10 protein-coding genes are annotated in these 18403 nt (G+C 39.4%); 7 read left to right on the top strand and 3 right to left on the bottom strand.

Translation table 11 applies throughout. The features are described 5' to 3' along the window. Nucleotides 1-88: 88 nt before the first annotated feature. Both glyA and LMH66_RS06050 read right to left on the bottom strand, forming a co-directional pair. Nucleotides 89-1345: a serine hydroxymethyltransferase gene (glyA, locus tag LMH66_RS06045; RefSeq protein WP_229368928.1), complete on the bottom strand. Its 1257-nt coding sequence runs from the start codon at nt 1343-1345 to the stop codon at nt 89-91. Between the two features lie 322 nt (nt 1346-1667). Further along, complete coding sequence (locus LMH66_RS06050; protein ID WP_229368929.1) at nt 1668-3431, bottom strand: DUF3943 domain-containing protein; 1764 nt, start codon at nt 3429-3431, stop codon at nt 1668-1670. Between the two features lie 262 nt (nt 3432-3693). Here LMH66_RS06050 and ettA point away from each other — a divergent pair, with 262 nt between their 5' ends. The 7 genes from ettA (at nt 3694) to LMH66_RS06085 (ending at nt 16829) form a co-directional block, all read left to right on the top strand. Beyond that, nucleotides 3694-5361, top strand: coding sequence for an energy-dependent translational throttle protein EttA (gene ettA, locus LMH66_RS06055; RefSeq protein ID WP_102526936.1), 1668 nt, complete (start codon nt 3694-3696; stop codon nt 5359-5361). A 554-nt stretch (nt 5362-5915) separates the two neighbouring features. Further along, a complete protein-coding gene (locus LMH66_RS06060) occupies nt 5916-7103 on the top strand; it encodes a hypothetical protein (protein ID WP_102526935.1) in 1188 nt (395 codons plus the stop codon). A 307-nt stretch (nt 7104-7410) separates the two neighbouring features. Next, entirely contained in the window at nt 7411-8595 is a 1185-nt protein-coding gene (locus tag LMH66_RS06065) for an efflux RND transporter periplasmic adaptor subunit (RefSeq protein WP_324295159.1), read from the top strand. Beyond that, nucleotides 8595-11699 carry a multidrug efflux RND transporter permease subunit gene (locus tag LMH66_RS06070; protein ID WP_229368930.1) on the top strand — a complete coding sequence of 1035 codons (3105 nt, stop codon included), beginning with the start codon at nt 8595-8597 and terminating at the stop codon, nt 11697-11699. Before LMH66_RS06065 ends, LMH66_RS06070 begins: the two co-directional genes overlap by 1 nt. A 79-nt stretch (nt 11700-11778) precedes the next feature. Continuing rightward, on the top strand, nt 11779-12252 hold the full coding sequence (locus LMH66_RS06075; protein ID WP_229368931.1) for an NYN domain-containing protein: 474 nt from the start codon (nt 11779-11781) through the stop codon (nt 12250-12252). A gap of 254 nt (nt 12253-12506) precedes the next feature. Further along, the gene (locus LMH66_RS06080) at nt 12507-16259 is read left to right on the top strand and encodes an EAL domain-containing protein (protein ID WP_229368998.1); all 3753 of its coding nucleotides are present in this window, start codon (nt 12507-12509) and stop codon (nt 16257-16259) included. 141 nt (nt 16260-16400) lie between these two features. Beyond that, nucleotides 16401-16829 carry a thioesterase family protein gene (locus LMH66_RS06085; protein ID WP_267869098.1) on the top strand — a complete coding sequence of 143 codons (429 nt, stop codon included), beginning with the start codon at nt 16401-16403 and terminating at the stop codon, nt 16827-16829. Nucleotides 16830-16891: 62 nt separating this feature from the next. Here the strand turns inward: LMH66_RS06085 and LMH66_RS06090 are convergent, their stop codons facing one another. Then, entirely contained in the window at nt 16892-18400 is a 1509-nt protein-coding gene (locus tag LMH66_RS06090) for a putative bifunctional diguanylate cyclase/phosphodiesterase (RefSeq protein ID WP_229368932.1), read from the bottom strand. Nucleotides 18401-18403: the final 3 nt, after the last annotated feature.

An 18403-nucleotide genomic window follows, 5' to 3' on the forward strand; every position in this document is an offset into this window, starting at 1 on the left:
TCGCTAATATTATTTAACAACATACAAGCATCTTTGCTAGACAAAAATGCAGCAGTACTCCTGTTAACAGCACTGCCTGTAAACAGTATTACCCGTAAACAGGATACTTAGCACATAACTCAAGCACTTGGTTTTTAACGCGCTCGATTGTACCTTCATTAGTGATGTCATCTAACACATCACACATCCAGTTAGTCAGCTCAATAGACTCAGTTTCAGTAAAACCACGACGGGTGATTGCTGGAGAACCAATACGTAAACCAGAAGTAACAAATGGTGAACGTGGATCATTTGGTACTGAGTTTTTGTTAACTGTGATGTTAGCTTTACCTAGTGCAGCATCGGCATCTTTACCTGTCATATCTTTGCTGATTAGATCTAGCAAAAATAAGTGGTTGTCTGTACCACCAGAAACAACATCATAACCACGCTCAATGAAGGTTTTTGCCATCACTTTTGCATTCGCAACAACTTGCTCTTGGTAAGTGGTGAACTCAGGATCTAGTGCCTCTTTAAATGCAACCGCTTTAGCAGCAATAACGTGCATTAAAGGACCACCTTGACCACCTGGGAATACTGCCGAATTTAACTTTTTGTAAATGTCTTCATCATTCACAGCAGAAAGGATCAAACCACCACGAGGACCAGCAAGCGTTTTATGAGTTGTCGTTGTAACAACATGAGCGTGTGGCAGTGGATTCGGGTAGATACCTGCAGCAACAAGACCTGCAACGTGCGCCATATCGACAAATAAGTAAGCACCGACTTTGTCAGCGATTTCGCGGAATTTACCCCAATCGATAATCCCTGAGTAAGCAGAAAAACCAGCAATGATCATTTTTGGTTTATGTTCAACGGCTAAACGTTCAACTTCAGCGTAATCAATCTTACCTGTGGTTTCATCGATACCGTACTGAACAGCATTATATAACTTGCCAGAAAAGCTAACGTGAGAACCATGAGTCAAGTGACCACCATGGGCTAAACTCATACCTAAAACAGTATCACCGCCTTGAAGCAGTGCCATGAAAACAGCTGAGTTTGCTTGAGAACCAGAATGTGGTTGTACGTTAGCGTATGTAGCGCCGAATAATTCTTTTGCACGAGAAATAGCTAACTCTTCTGCAATATCCACATGCTCACAACCACCGTAATAACGCTTACCAGGGTAACCTTCTGCATACTTGTTAGTTAGCTGCGAACCTTGAGCTTCAAGAACACGTGGGCTGGTATAGTTTTCTGATGCGATTAATTCAATGTGCTCTTCTTGGCGACGAGTCTCATCTTCAATTGCTGCAAATAGTTGTGGATCATAATCTGCGATATTCATAGCTTTCTTTAGCATTGCTCACTCCAGCTGTTAATTCTTATAGTAGGGTTGCGCGGTATGATACAGCGCAATTGATCACAATCCCAGCATTTGAAACATGAAATTACTTGCAATTCATTATGAGTACCATTTGCCATCTAGAAATTTTCAGCTGCAGCAGCTTTCAGTAATTGTATTTCATAGAAAAATCCAAATTAACTCTTAGTTTCATAACCTTGTGACAATTTTAAGAAAACTCTTTTCTAAAAAATTAATCAGCAAAATATTTAAGCTCTACAGCTCCATTTATCACAAAAACTAGATAGTCTAGTCTATGATACAGGCAATGATTTATCGGCTAGTATTGATAAGTAAAGTGAATGCTACTGCGACTTTCTGTTTCATCATTTCGATTGGCAATGGCCAAGTTTTCAATTCCGGTTAATGTGCCACTTCGATCGATACGTTCATGGTGAATACTGATACTCATAGTATTCGTTAAAGGAACATCGAGATAAACTTCATACCTATCACGTGCATCTTTAAAATCTAGGTCACTGACGTTTGGATTCCAATCACTGCTTCGATTAAACTCATTATCATCTATAGAGTCCCAGCGTTGACTTTGAAACTTAACCCCGAGCAACAATTCTTTATAATTCGCCTCTAGTGCTAATTTGGCTGTATGGCCTAAAGCATATCCATAGCCACCTTCCCAAAGCACCGATTTCGCCCCCCAAAAATGGCCTCCATTTTGGCGATAATCTTTTGTTGCAAAGGGTTTCACCATACTAAAATCACCAAACAGGTCGCCTCTGATACTTATCGAAACATCATCAACAAACCATTGCGTTCCAGCAGATAAACCAATCACATTGATTGCAGCGTAAAAATCTTCCTCTTCATCTTGACCCAGACTGCTATATTCCAGCCCCATGGATGGGCCAATAAACCAAGTCTTGCGTCTATTTTCAGAATCTAATATGGTATTAACATCGCTCGTCCAGCCACCTAAAAAAATCGAAGAATCCATTTGCCAATCTTCAATTCCTTCGTTAGAAATCCCCAGTTCCATGTTTAAATCGACCTGACTAGGTGTCGCAGATAAAGCATCATATTTACCTTGAACGCTATCAACACTCGCCTCTAATCCCAATATTAAAGAAGTAGTAGAAATATCAGCCTGCTTTTTGCTGGAGTACATTGCACCTGTATAGATGTTGAACATATCCTTGGCGTATGTTCGATTAAACCGTTGTGGGTTATCATAACCAAACCAACCTTTAATTGTTTTTGCCGGATTAAAAACACTACTAAAAGCCGTTGGGACCCAACCTTGTTTTGAATCTAACATTTCAGATATTTGAAATAAGCTTTCACCCAATACTGCACCACCAAATGTTGTAACGATTTGATCATTCACACTTACCACTTCTTTATATTCAGCAAAGACTTCCCAGACTGCCGATGCGATAAAATTACCCGCCAAAGATTCATAATAATTAAAGTTATAATTACGAAACGCTTGATAATACAGTGCGCCAGCATAGGTATGTCCCCAATTCATGCCTACCTTGTTGTCATCAAGTTTCCAAGCATCAGTTGTCACAATTCTATCTGCAAAATATTGCCCTGCATTGCCTTCAATTTCGTAATCAAAATCTCCTTCCATACTTTCTTCACTGGTCAGGTAAAGTACCTCGCCAATGACTAATACCGTAGAAATTTCAATTAATGCTCCCCACCAGTCTTTATCTATTAGCTCAATATCTGTGATAAGAGTTTCACCTTCTTGTAAATCAGGCCCACTAATACTTCTAATGTCTTTTCCTGCAGCGATAGAACTTATGACTAAACCTGATGGCTCATAATTAAGTTGATTAACTTCATTTGAATATGATTGATTAACTGCTGCTGAATAAAAAGATTTAACTGAACTTTCATCTTTGCTGTTAATGGCGAATACAGCGGTTGGTTGGTCTTTTTCAATGGATAAAGACCTGTATTCTTTTGCTTGGAGCTCTTGGGCATTAACTTGACTACACAAGTAGAATATTGAAACAGAAAACAACGAATTACACAGTAATATTCTCTTTAAAGCCTTCCTTTGTATCGTGCTCACTTTAATCCCTTAACATATTTTGAAAAATTAACCTGATATCACCAACAATCAGTGATTGTCCCTCTTTCTATCCATAAATCGGGTTATTACAACTATGTTATAGACGATTATTACTTTATTCGGTTGTTTTTGTTAAGTAGTTTTTTGACCTATCGGTGTGGAATAAACCTTCAATGACAAAAGTTCGATTTTCAGTTACGGCGAGATTGAAGTAGAATTAATTAAATTTCCTAGTCCGAATCTTAGTCAAAGAGATATAAATATGGCTCAGTTTGTATATAGCATGCTTAGAGTGGGCAAGATTGTTCCACCTAAAAAACAAATCCTTAAAGATATTTCCCTTAGTTTTTTTCCTGGCGCCAAGATTGGTGTACTGGGTTTAAACGGTTCAGGTAAATCTACTCTGCTTAGAATCATGGCAGGGTTAGATACTGAAATCGAAGGTGAAGCTCGCCCGATGCAAGATTTAAAAATCGGCTACCTTCCTCAAGAACCTAAGCTGGATGAATCTCAAACCGTCCGTGAGGCTATCGAAGAAGCCGTAAGCGAAGCTAAAAATGCACTTACACGTTTAGATGAAGTGTATGCACTTTATGCTGAACCAGATGCCGATTTTGATGCGCTTGCAAAAGAGCAAGGGCAGCTTGAAGCAATTATTCAATCTCAAGATGCTCATAATCTTGATGTGGTATTAGATAGAGCAGCCAATGCACTGCGTCTGCCTGATTGGGATGAAAAAATCGAAGTACTTTCGGGTGGTGAACGTCGCCGTGTCGCGATTTGTCGCTTACTGCTTGAAAAGCCAGACATGTTGCTTCTCGATGAACCAACCAACCACTTGGATGCTGAATCAGTCGCTTGGCTTGAACGTTTCTTACAAGACTATACTGGCACCGTTGTGGCTATTACCCATGATAGATATTTCTTGGATAATGCTGCAGGTTGGATTTTAGAACTCGACCGTGGTGAAGGTATTCCTTGGGAAGGTAACTACTCATCTTGGTTAGAGCAAAAAGATGCTCGTCTGCAGCAAGAGTCTTCCACAGAAAGTGCTCGCCAGAAAACCATTCAAAAAGAATTAGAATGGGTACGCCAAGGTTCAAAAGGTCGTCAATCAAAAGGCAAAGCCCGTATGGCTCGCTTTGAAGAATTGAACACCAATGATTACCAAAAACGAAATGAAACCAATGAGTTATTCATTCCACCTGGGCCACGTTTAGGTGATAAGGTTATTGAAGTAAATAACCTGACCAAATCATATGGTGACCGAGTATTGATTGATGACTTAACTTTCGCTGTTCCAAAAGGCGCGATTGTCGGTATCATCGGCGCCAACGGTGCAGGTAAATCGACACTATTCAAGATGATTTCAGGTGCAGAGCAACCGGATAGCGGCAGCATTGAAGTCGGCGAATCAGTGCAAATAGCCTCAGTTGAACAGTTCCGAGATTCAATGAATGATAAGAACACCGTTTGGCAAGAGATTTCAGACGGTCAAGATATCATGCGTATCAACAATACTGAGATCCCGAGTCGTGCATACGTAGGCCGCTTTAATTTCCGCGGCGGCGATCAACAAAAAATCATTGGCACTTTATCAGGCGGTGAGCGTAACCGTGTCCATCTTGCTAAATTATTGCAAGCTGGCGGCAACGTATTATTACTCGATGAACCCACCAATGACTTGGACGTTGAAACACTGCGTGCATTAGAAGAAGCCCTTTTAGAGTTCCCTGGTTGTGCCATGGTTATTTCACATGACCGTTGGTTCTTAGACAGAATCGCAACCCATATTCTTGATTACCGCGATGAAGGACAAGTTAACTTCTATGAAGGTAACTACACTGAATATACAGCTTGGTTAAAAGAACACTTAGGTACCGAAGCCATTGAGCCTCATCGCCTGAAGTACAAGCGCATCGCTAAATAAGGCATCACAAAAAGTGTGCAATTTAATTGTTGTAAATTGAGTTGTTCATACGATATTAAAGCCCCATGTAATAATGCTCTCTCACTCGAGGTATTGTTAAACAGGGGCTTTTCTATGTTTAGCACAAAAATCAGGCTGTAACGGCTAAAAATATAAGTTCAAATAAGGCAATGTCATAAAAATGACTTTTGGCGTTAAGTTAACATTTTAGCTGCAACCACTCATTAACCTCATGTTTTAGACCTTGAACTCACTCCTATCATGCTCAAGCTATAAACTATTCTCATCTTGTATGATAAAAATAAAATATACTCAACATTAATAGTTACTTAAGTAACATTAAAAGGTAACGACCAGCATCAAGCAAGTGCCGTAACTGATTCATCTTGCTAAACAGTTTGAGGGGGTTGTAAAAAAGCGTCAAAAATCCACAATCTATTTGTAAAGACAAATTAACTTAAGTACTATAAAATTATTGACGGATCACCTAACTGTTGACCAATTGTTATAGCGTAAGCTATACACCAAAAAATCAATTAAAAATGGAGGAATCAGTGAGATATAGTCAAATTACTTTTATTTTATTATGTTTTTATGCAAGTAGCTCATTTGGTTTAGAGATCATTTCTAGTAGTGAGACGCAAAAACTTCAAGAAATTGAGCAAAAGTATAATATTGATAGTTTACTTATTTCTGCGAACGATAAATTATCGACTCATAAGAAGAAAGAATCTGATTATCATGCATTGAGCGTTGAAATTAAGAGTAAGCAAACAGAATATGAGCATTTAGTTTCTAAATTGCCAACAAGAATTTTATCTCGCGCTAATCTCGATTCCTTTTATAAAGAGCTCGAAACTTTAGTCCTTAAGGTCGATCAACTTGAAACTAAGTATGATATTGATGGCAAGTCTCTAAAACGAGAGTACAAATCAATCATGGCTGAGTACGATATCATCAACAGTACTCGTACTAATAAAGACGAACAGCTAGCCGCACTCAAAAGTGAAATAACCAAACGTGTTATTGCAGATGTCTCTAAGCCAGATACTGTGCAATCTGTCGATTTAGATGGTTCAACTTTATGTTCTAAGTTTCAGTCTATTAATGATTGTTTAAAAGACTCAGAAAATTACATTGTGACCAATACAATTAAAACCGACCCGTTTTTAAATGAACGGAGTGTGCTGTTGTCCTACGATGTTGTTGATGCCAGTATGAATATGAGTGGCAATCTAAATTACAAAATTAAAATGGCATTCAAACCATCTTATAACAGTAAAATCGACTCATTAATCAATGAACAACTTGGGCTCAAATCTGCGATGATAACCTTGGTCAGTAATGTTGCTGCCGATTGGTTTATAGATGGGGTTAAAATTGGTACTGGTCGTGAACTGTTTCATGAAGTGCCATTAGGCCAACATGGCATTTTAGCGTCTTATCATTCTGAAGATAAATCTAGTGTTGAGTTTATTCAGGGCAACGGTGTGTTTAGCTATAACTTTAATAGCAATTCTCATAATAGTGACATGGTTACTTTGCCGGATAACGAGCATAAAAAGCAAACCATGAAGATGAAGCCAAAGCAGCCTAGCTTAGTTAACAATCAAGCTAACGCTACTGTAAATAAACCTAAGAAAACCCTACAAGACAAAGGGTATGAATACTTCATGGGAATTGAACCAACAACGACAGAGCAAAATAAAAGCTTTGATTCAACGCCTTCTGAGAAACTGTAAAAACCAGTTACTAGCATCAAGCCACCTTATCTAAAAGGTGGCTTTTTTATTGGAACAGAATAAATTACCCAATACCTTTCAAACACGACTTATTGACTAACAAAAAGATTCAACTGTATATATTTGGTAACAAGTAAGATCGGCAAACAACATTTAAGATCATTTTGATAAACACTTATGTTATCAGCATGTTTCCTTACAATCTTATATGTTTAGCTTTACATTCCTTTACCCTTATATGACTTTTTTTCATTAAAATAGACCATAATTCAGCAATCGGTCTGTTGATCTTTCTTAGAGTCAAAAAATGAAAAAACTGGCATTTCTTATCATAGTAAGCAGTCTTATCGCTGCTGTTGTGTCTTTTAGTGGTTTATCTCAAGCAGATAAAGCCAAGCCTCATGCAAAGGGAAAAGCCCAAAAAACTATTCCTGTTGTGACAGGTATTGTCGATCAACATGAACTATCACAATCACTGTCGTTAATTGGCAAACTTGATGCTGAACAATCTGTTTTTATTTCTTCTCAAGTTGCCGGGAAAATTAGTGACATTTTGATAAAACCCGATCAAGACATTCAAGCTGGACAAGTGATGGTTCAGCTAGACGATTCAAAAGCCAAAGCAGCAACAGCAGAAGCTGCCGCTTATCTTGCTGATGAAAAAAGAAAGTTAAAGGAATTCCTTAAACTCATTTCAAGCAATGCCATTACTCAAACCGAAATTGATGCTCAACGTGCCAGTGTTGATATGGCTGCGGCAAGATTGGCTGCAGCCCAAGCTGATTTAGATTACCACTCACTTAATGCCCCATTTTCAGGTTCTGCAGGCTTAATCGATTTTAGCGTTGGCAAGATGATTTCTGTCGGTACCGAATTACTGTCTTTTGACAACCTTTCAACCATGAGACTCGACTTACAAGTTCCTGAGCATTACTTATCATTATTATCTAATGGTATGAAAGTGTCAGCACAAAGCCGTGCATGGCCATCTCATGAGTTTAACGGTGAAATAGTCGCAATTGATTCGCGTATTAATCAAGACACCTTAAACTTACGTGTGCGAGTAGAATTTGCTAATCCAGATAACAAGTTAAAACCTGGCATGATGATGGCCGCCACGCTTAGCTTCCCTGCGGTTTCTGAACCTGTTATCCCAGTTCAAGCCATTGAATACTCTGGCACCAAAAGATTTGTGTATCTTGTTGATAGCCAAAACATTGCTAAGCGCACTGAAGTCAATCTCGGCGCCCGTATTGATAATGAAGTCCTGATCTCTGAAGGGTTAAGCGTCGGTGATATTGTTGTCGTTCAAGGTTTAGTTAATATGCGTGATGGCGTCTCAGTAGACGTATTAGAGCAACAAGGTACTGCGGAAAAGCTAGCCCATGAAGAAGATGATTCAATTGTTGATTCAGACATGCATTCAGAAAATGGATCAATCTTAGGATCTTTGAGTAACCCAACAGCTGAAGTTCAACAGGAGAAAAGTTAATGTGGCTTTCTGATGTGTCAGTTAAACGCCCTGTTGTTGCGATTGTTCTGAGTTTGCTATTAGGGGTATTTGGCCTTGTTTCACTGTCAAAATTATCAGTGAGAGAAATGCCAGATGTCGAAAGCCCTGTCGTTACAGTCATGACCACATATAGCGGCGCTTCGGCAACGATTATGGAAAGCCAGATCACCACTACCATTGAGGATGAACTTACAGGCATCAGTGGCGTTGATGAAATTGAATCTGTCACCCGCAACGGTATGTCACGTATTACAGTGACCTTTTTATTAGGCTGGGATTTAACTGAAGGTGTCAGTGATGTACGTGACGCTGTTGCGCGCGCTCAACGCCGATTACCTGATGAAGCAGACGATCCTGTCGTATCAAAAGATAATGGCTCAGGGGAGCCGTCTATTTACGTCAACTTGAGTTCATCCACCATGGATAGAACTCAGCTGACGGATTACTCTCAGCGAGTACTAGAAGATCGCTTTAATTTAATTACAGGTGTGAGCTCAATTTCATTATCAGGTGGCTTATACAAGGTAATGTACGTACAGCTAAAACCTGAGCTAATGGCGGGTCGTAATGTTTCGGCCAATGATATTGTCTCAGCACTTAATACTGAAAATGTAGAAACCCCAGGTGGTGAAGTACGTAACGACACCACTGTCATGACAGTAAGAACGGCAAGGCTTTATAACAGCCCCGACGATTTTGAATATTTAGTGGTTCGCACTGCCGATGACGGTACGCCTATTTACTTAAAAGATGTTGCAGATGTATTTATTGGTGCAGAGAACGAAAACTCAACGTTTAAAAGTGATGGTGTCACTAACATCAGTTTAGGCATTATTGCTCAGTCTGATGCTAACCCGCTTGATGTAGCCAAATTAGTCCATAAAGAAGTGGATAGAATCCAAGACTTTTTACCTGATGGCACAGCTTTAGTGGTCGATTACGACTCCACCATTTTTATCTCTCGCTCAATTGATGAAGTTTATAACACGCTTATTATCACCGCCATTTTAGTGATTTTAGTGTTATATATTTTCATTGGCCAAGTACGTGCGACCTTAATCCCAGCTGTAACAGTGCCAGTGTCACTTATTTCAGCTTTTATCGCGGCAAATACCTTCGGTTTTTCTATTAACTTATTAACCTTAATGGCCTTAATATTATCCATTGGTTTAGTCGTAGATGACGCCATCGTCGTCGTCGAGAATATTTTCCATCATATTGAAAAAGGCGAACCGCCAATTTTAGCGGCCTACAAAGGCGCACGGGAAGTTGGGTTTGCAGTCATGGCAACCACTGCCGTACTGGTAATGGTATTTCTACCTATTTCCTTTATGGAGGGCATGGTCGGGTTACTATTTACTGAGTTTTCGGTAATGCTGGCCGTATCAGTGCTATTTTCCTCGCTTATCGCCCTCACCTTAACCCCTGTACTTGGCAGTAAATTACTTAAAGCCAATGTTAAACCTAACCGTTTTAACCTTTGGGTTGATGGAGTATTTGATAAGCTTGAGCAGCAATACCGCGCTATCGTCTCAAAGGCAGTTCAATACCGTTTCGCGGCGCCTGTTGTGATTATTGCCTGTCTTGTAGGTAGTGGCTGGTTATTGAATCAAGTTCCAGCTCAACTTGCCCCACAAGAAGACCGAGGAGTGATTTTTGCCTTCATCAAAGGCGCTGAAGGCACCAGTTATAATCGCATGGCTGCCAATATGGACATTGTAGAGCAAAGATTAATGCCGATGCTGGGTAATGGTCTTATTAAGTCATTCAGTACTCAGGCGCCCGCTTTTGGTGGTCGTGCTGGTGACCAAACGGGCTTTGTCATTATTCAATTAGAAGAATGGAAAGATCGCTCTATCAATGCCCAACAGGCACTCGGTATTGTAGCTAAGTCTCTTGAAGGCATTCCCGATGTGATGGTTCGCCCTATGCTGCCTGGTTTTAGAGGTAAATCTAGCGAGCCAGTTCAATTTGTTTTAGGTGGTTCTGACTACAACGAACTATTTGACTGGGCACAAAAACTGCAACTTGAGGCCGACTTAAGCCCAATATTAGAAGGTGCAGATCTTGACTATGCAGAAACAACACCTGAGTTATTGGTCACAGTTGATCGTGAACGTGCAGCAGAGCTTGGCGTCAGTGTTACAGAGGTATCTGACACCTTGGAAATCATGCTAGGTGGCCGCAGTGAAACGACCTTTATTGAGCGTGGTGAAGAATATGATGTTTATCTTCGCGGTGATGAAAACAGTTTTAACAGCGTCGCTGATTTAAGTCAGATATATATGCGCACAGCAACGGGTCAGCTGATCACCTTAGATACCATTACTCAAATTGACGAGGTCGCTTCAGCACAAAAATTAAGTCATCTTAATAAGCAAAAATCGATCACCCTAAAAGCAAACTTAGGCGCTGGACATACTTTAGGTGAAGCATTAGATTTTCTTGACGCTAAAGCCATTGAAATGCTGCCAAGTGATATCACAGTGTCATATACCGGTGAATCAAAAGACTTTAAAGAAAACCAAAGCAGCATCTTTATTGTATTCGGCTTAGCCTTGTTAGTCGCTTATTTAGTTCTTGCTGCGCAATTTGAGAGCTTTATTAACCCATTAGTGGTTATGTTTACCGTACCAATGGGAATATTTGGTGGATTCTTAGGCTTATACCTGACTGGACAAGGCCTTAATATTTACAGCCAAATCGGCATGATTATGTTGATTGGTATGGTGACTAAGAATGGTATCTTGATTGTTGAGTTTGCCAACCAGCTTAGAGACAAAGGTCTTGAATTAGAGCAAGCTATTATTGATGCTTCAGCTAGACGTTTAAGACCTATTCTAATGACCGCATTTACCACCCTTATTGGTGCAATCCCATTGATTATGTCAACAGGTGCAGGGTCAGAAAGTCGAATTGCAGTCGGTACAGTAGTGTTCTTTGGAATGGCATTTGCTACTCTAGTGACCTTATTAGTGATCCCTGCCATGTATCGATTGATATCTGGTGCGACTCACTCTCCAGGGTTTGTTGAACAACAACTCAATGATGCTATTGAACTTCAAAAGCAAAAAGGCGCGTAGTGAATTTTAGGGTTGCTACCGACGATATCCGAGCAATCACTGACTAGCCAGTCTTTATAACGGAATAACAGGTGTAATAATGGAAAAAATCGCGGTATTTGTTGATGTACAAAACATCTATTACACCTGTAAACAGGCTTATGGTCGCTCGTTTAATTATCGTGCGCTTTTTAAAATGCTGAACCAACAAGCTCAAGTAGAGTATGCTTTTGCTTATGCCATCGCCCCAGCAGATGATGGCCAAGTCAAATTTCAAGATGCACTGAGGCACATTGGTTTTGAGGTTAAACTCAAACCCTATATTCAACGTAGTGACGGCAGTGCAAAAGGCGATTGGGATGTCGGGATAACCATCGACGTTTTAGATTATGCTGAGCACGTTGATAAGGTCATTTTGCTTTCAGGTGACGGTGACTTTGATTTATTGATGGCAAAGGTAGCGCAGAAATATGCTTGCGATACACAGGTGATCAGTGTCGCTGCTCTTACAGCGAAATCATTGCTGGATGTGATAGGCAGTCATATCCCTATCGAATCAAACTTATTGCTCTAGTTTTCTGTTAGTTAATTTCAGGTTTAATTTGCATGATATGAGTCCAAACATTGAAGATATATTGCTCAAGCTATTGAATAGTATTTAAATCATCATTAAAAATTTAACTTTAAAATATTTCTTTTAAAATCAAATGTTAACATCAGGTTAACAAAGCGAGTTCGAACAAAGTCATCTGCTATACAGGATTCCATAGAGCATTTTTTTATGTAACAATTACGTAATAGTAATCACCCTAAATAGCAGAGAAGTTGATGTTTCTACGGGCAAGCACCCTACATAGCTTTATCATTGCTATTTGTGTCAATTTCGGCATATTTTCACTAGCCTACGCTGAGCAATTCCAGCTTGAGACCCTCAATGTAAGTGATGGCTTACTTTCCTCTAGTATTACTACTATTCACCAACAACGAAGCGGTTATATGTGGTTTGGCACTGACAGTGGTGCAAGCCGATACGATGGTATCAACTTCACTCATTTTCAGTTTTCGCCTAATGAAAAGAATCACATTTCAAACAACTATGTCACCGATATTTATGAAGATAAAGCCGGCAATATTTGGATCGGTACTGAAGATGGACTCAATCAGCTAACACCTGCTAATGAAATGGTTTTGCACAATATGCAGACCAGTCAAAATAATCTTGGCTCTAGTTGGGTAACGCGAATATATGAAGATAAGCATGACAATATCTGGATAGGTACAGGTGCAGGAATTAGTTTATATAATTCGCAAACAAACACCTTCACGGGTTTTTCACTTTTTGACGAAGATGGTCAGCAATACGATACTTCCATTTACAGTATTTTTAGTGATTACAAAGATACACTGTGGGTTGCTACAGACTATGGACTCACGACAGTCAACTTGGACACCCAGCGGTTAGATTTAGTCACATCTTCAGATCCTGATACCAATAAAATTATGACAGGATCAATCAATGCCGTTGAAGTGATATCTGACGAGCAAGTTTGGTTAGGAACTTATCAACAAGGTTTAATCGATTTCAACCCTAAAACCATGGAAGTGGTTGCCTATGTAATCGATGAAAATAACCCTTCTGTCGATCAAATTATATCAAATACGATATATGACCTCACCCTTGAAAATGACAATACCCTTTGGCTAGCCCATGACAAAGGCGCTACAAAAGTCACATTAGACACAATGAGCTATACCCACCTACAACATCAAGCGTATAACCCTAGTTCTATTGCTGATAATACTGTCAGTGAATTGCAGGTTGATCAATCAGGCGGCATTTGGTTCGCCACGACAATGGGGGCATCGTACTACTCCCCGTTTAAGCACGGCACTCGAATTTTTAGACCCCACCCATTTTCACCTGAATTATCTAGCCCTTTCACTTATTGGATTAATACCGATAAAAGCAAAGATGTCTGGGTAACAACATCAGAAAAAATAAATCTCATCATCGATAAAACAGAAGCGATAAAATTAAACCCAATTGAAGACGCATCAATTTCGTCGCCATACAGTGCAATTAAAGACGATAAAGAAAATCTTTGGATTGCCAGTGCAAATGGTTTGTCGGTATTTAATACACTTAATGAAACCTTAACCCACTATAGTAACGCGCTAGATAATCCTCATGACTTCCCTAATAGCCCTTTCTATTTGGCGTTGCCTGATAATAACGGCGATGTTTGGATCACGGGTTACTTAGATGTGGGGCTGATCCTGTTTAATCCTCAAGAAGGAATTAAACAGCAATTACTGACAGAACATGACTTTTCTTATGCCGCAGGAGGCAACTTCACTTTTGATAAGCAATTTATCCATAATGGCGAATTATGGTTAGCAACAACCAATGCCATTTACAGAGTGAATCCTGAGACTTTCGAGGTTAAGCATTTATCGCTTGGCTCAGAAACAGAAAACATAAGAACCGTTAAACTTTATCAAGATGAAAATAACCATATTTGGGTTGCCACCCAAGGGTTGGGTCTCGCACGTATCGAAATGGGAGAAATGTGGCAAGATCCTGTTGAAATTAAATACTTCAATAAAGAGCAAGGGTTTACCAGCAACACCTTAAGAGGAGTTACCGGTAATCGAGATGGTTTTGTCTGGGTTACTTCGCAATCCAAATTCGCCAAAATGAATATTGATACCTTTGAAGTAACACAGTACCCAAGTGCGACTAACGAAAAAGGCAGCTCATTTACTGATTCTGCGATAGCGATGAAAAACGATAATTTATACCTAGGCTCTAATAATGGCTTGTATAAAATTAACACTAAAGCCATCAAAAGTAATCGCTTCAAACCCAAAGTCCATATCACTTCTGCGCTGATTGCCAATGAACAGTTTTTAGGCCCTAACAGCAACCAAAAAATCGGTGATGTTCAATTAGACTATGAACAAAATATTGTCCAATTCTCCTTTGCATCAATGGACTTTACCGCCCCGTATAGGAATCAATATCGTTATCGATTATTGGGTTTTGATGACGAATGGATCTATGCAGGCAGCCATACCTCAGCGACTTACACCAACCTTAATGCAGGTCTCTATTCTTTTGTTGCCCAAGGCAGTAATAGTGATGGTCGCTGGAGTCCAAATGTCGCTTCGTTTGATTTTAAGGTCAAACAAGCTTGGTGGTTCTACGCCATTATTATCTTAATCATTATTTGTGCTTTCCTCGCGATTCTTTATCTATATACCCGTTATCAAAAAATTACCGAACTCAGTAACCGAGCCAACTTTGACAGTTTAACTGGCCTATCAAATCGTTTTCGTTTTAATGCCAAACTCGAATTAACAGTCAATGATATACAAAAACCTGCGGCAGTCGTGTTCATAGACTTAGATTATTTTAAAGAAGTGAATGATACTATGGGCCATGATATTGGCGATGAGTTGATTATTGAAGTCAGTAAACGTTTATCAAACACCCTTAAAGAAGAGGATTTACTGGCAAGATTAGGCGGGGATGAATTTGCTATCATTATTCAACATCCTGGCACTCAAGCTAAACTCATCAATATTATTGAGCAGATCCGCTCCAGCATTAATACAGGTTATCAAATAAAGGAACACTGGATAACGAGCTCAGCAAGCATAGGGGTCGCCTGCTTCCCTGAAGATGGCGTTGACTGTAAAACATTGTTAAAACATGCAGACACAGCCATGTACGCCGCTAAACATGCTGGCCGCAATGGTGCTTATTTTTTCAATGAGTCGTTATCACAAGCACTACTTGAAAAAACCACCATTAAGCAGCAATTGAAAAATGCTCTCATCAATAAGCAGTTTCAAGTTCACTATCAACCTAAGGTCAATATGGTTAATGGTGAAGTCTGTTCGTTTGAGGCTTTATTAAGATGGTATCACCCAACGGAAGGGCTCATATCACCAGTGAAGTTTATCCCTGAAGCTGAAAGCAATGGCCAAATTATTGAAATTGGCTATTGGGTACTTTTACAAGCGTGCACGGATGGGCAAAAATGGCATCAACAAGGATTATTAAAAGATAATATTTCAGTCAATATATCGCCAATACAACTCTCTCAACCTGATATTTGTGAGCATATCGCCGAAATTTTAGCTCAAACGGGGTTTCCAGCTGAAAAACTCGAATTAGAAATAACCGAGTCCTTATTGATTGAAAACTTCGACACCGCTGAAGTCGTGCTTAAGCAACTCAAGAAACTCAACGTACGAATTGCTTTAGATGACTTTGGCACAGGGTTTTCATCATTAAATTACCTTACCCATTTCCCGATAGATACCTTAAAAATTGATCAGGGTTTTCTCAAAAATTTATTAGACAACCAAGCTACTGAAATAGTATTAAAAAATATCATTCAATTAGCTATTGAGCTTAATATGGATATTGTCGCAGAAGGTATTGAAGCAGACTTGCAAAGAGCCAAGCTTATTGAATTAGGCTGCCTGACTGGTCAGGGATATTTATTTAGCCCTGCGGTAACCGAGCCAACAGCTAGCGAAATCCTCGTCAATAGACGCAGCCTAAACTAAATCACCTAAACTAAGTCATCTAAACTCGCGGCTGTGGTCTGATGAGGTTGAATGACAACAATCCTTATTAATTAGCGCTATAGAAACCGACTCAAATAAGCGACAATAGCATTAATAAATTCTGACATTGCAATGATGATGATGACTCAAAAAATAATTGAATACAGCCCTACCTTCCATTTCCCTGTGCAAATATATTACGAAGATACTGACTTTTCAGGGGTGGTATATCATCCCAACTTCTTAAAGTATTTTGAACGGGCCAGAGAACATGTCATTGGCGCTAATGTGCTTAATATTTTATGGCAAGAGCAGCAACTAGGGTTTGCAGTTTATCGAACAGATATGCTTTGCCATGATGGGGTTGAGTTTGCGGATATTATCGATGTCAGAACTAAATATTACTTTGAAAGTAAGTACCGCACTGTGTGGCAGCAAGAGATTTGGCGCCCTAATGCGAAGAAGCCTGCAGTGACAGCAACCATTGAAATGGTTTGCATGAATCAGCAGCGTCAAATGGCACCAATGCCAATCAAGTTAATTGAACAACTCACTGAAAAGTTTAGCTAAACTTAAGATAAATTACGCTAAATGACGTTAATAACTTTGATGATATAAGCTCAATAAATCGATTAATGGGTGATTGGAGCTGTCACAAAAGGTTTTTGAATGAGCTGCGAGAAACGCAGCTCTAATTCAGAGGCAATAAGAGGTTTACTCACATACTCACCTTGAATGGTATCAGTACCGAATTCAATCAAGGTATCAAAAACATCTTTGGTTTCAACCCCTTCTACCGTCACATCGAAGCCAAGGCTTTTAGCTAAATCAATACTTGTTTTGACGATTTTGTTCGCTTGTAAATCACAATTAAAATCATCTAAGAAAGCTTTATCAATTTTAACTTCATCGATGGGTAAGTGACGTAAGTAGGCTAATGAAGAGTGGCCAGTACCAAAGTCATCAATAGCAATTTTAACTCCTAACTCTCTAATTTCTTTTAGCGTCTCAATGGTTCGAGCTAAATCAAGCATCAAGGCACTCTCAGTAATTTCAATCATCAAGTTCTCTGCTGGCACCTTATACTGCATCAGCAAATTACTTATATCGATGGGTAAGTGTTGATTCTCTAAATCTTTGGTCGATAAGTTAACAGCGACTTTTATATTAATCCCTTGCTGCAGCCATTTAACTTGTTGCTGAAGTACCTGCTCTAATGCCCACTGACTGATTAAGTTGATCACGCCTGTATGCTCAGCTAGTGGGATAAATTCCGTTGGTGAAATATTACCTAAACCTTCATGCTCCCAACGAATTAACGCTTCAACTTGCGAGCAATTTCCCGTGCTAATGTCGAGTTTAGGCTGATAAACCATATGGAGCTGGTTCTGCTTTAAACTTTTAGGGAGACTATTAATGATCATTAATTCGCGATACTGCGCTTTATCATCATCTTGATTATAAAAGGCAATGTCTTGGTGGCTAATTTTGGCTTTTTTTAGTGCTAAATCTAATCTTCGAAGCATCAAGCTCACATCCGCATGGTGCTCATGTAACTCAAGTACGCCTAACTGAACTTTAATGCTAATGGGGGTTTGCTCGATCTCAAACGACTTTTGTAGATGCTGTTTGACGTAGTTTAATTCAGAAATGGAAATGGCTTTAGGATAAAACAGTAAAAACTCATTACCGTTCATACGCGAGACAAACTGAGGGGGGTTAGGTAACAGCTTAATTCTTCTGGCAAAAGATTTCAGTAACTGGTCACCAAAAATAAAGCCGAATAAATCATTCACAAACCGAAACTGCTGGATATCCACCAGCACTAACATCCCTTCTGTCGCTGGCATTTTGGCAAACATTTTTCGTTTAAAGCCAACCCGATTCGATAGACCCGTCAGCTTGTCTCGCTCAAGAGTAATAGGGTTACTTTGCTGAAACAGATTCAGATTACGTACTAGAGGTTTAAATGCTCTTGGGGTATGTTTGAAATTTAATGGTGAATGGTCAGCAGAATTAGATTCTAAGGTTTGCGTTAATTCAGCAATAAACTTTCCTTGCTGAAAATAACCGCCTAACACAACTCCTAATAACAGAATAAGTGCAATAAAAAGCACAATGATAATTTCAATGCTTAACACAAT

Origin of the sequence: Shewanella sp. 10N.7 (assembly GCF_020806285.1) — a bacterium.
Taxonomy (GTDB): Bacteria; Pseudomonadota; Gammaproteobacteria; order Enterobacterales; family Shewanellaceae; genus Shewanella; species Shewanella electrodiphila.

What these genes read in the sequence shown, in the direction of transcription:
- glyA (WP_229368928.1), bottom strand. Translation starts at nt 1,345, where the DNA reads ATGCTAAAGAAAGCTATGAATATCGCAGATTATGATCCACAACTATTT.
- ettA (WP_102526936.1), top strand. Translation starts at nt 3,694, where the DNA reads ATGGCTCAGTTTGTATATAGCATGCTTAGAGTGGGCAAGATTGTTCCA.
- LMH66_RS06065 (WP_324295159.1), top strand. Translation starts at nt 7,411, where the DNA reads ATGAAAAAACTGGCATTTCTTATCATAGTAAGCAGTCTTATCGCTGCT.
- LMH66_RS06070 (WP_229368930.1), top strand. Translation starts at nt 8,595, where the DNA reads ATGTGGCTTTCTGATGTGTCAGTTAAACGCCCTGTTGTTGCGATTGTT.
- LMH66_RS06075 (WP_229368931.1), top strand. Translation starts at nt 11,779, where the DNA reads ATGGAAAAAATCGCGGTATTTGTTGATGTACAAAACATCTATTACACC.
- LMH66_RS06080 (WP_229368998.1), top strand. Translation starts at nt 12,507, where the DNA reads ATGTTTCTACGGGCAAGCACCCTACATAGCTTTATCATTGCTATTTGT.
- LMH66_RS06085 (WP_267869098.1), top strand. Translation starts at nt 16,401, where the DNA reads ATGACTCAAAAAATAATTGAATACAGCCCTACCTTCCATTTCCCTGTG.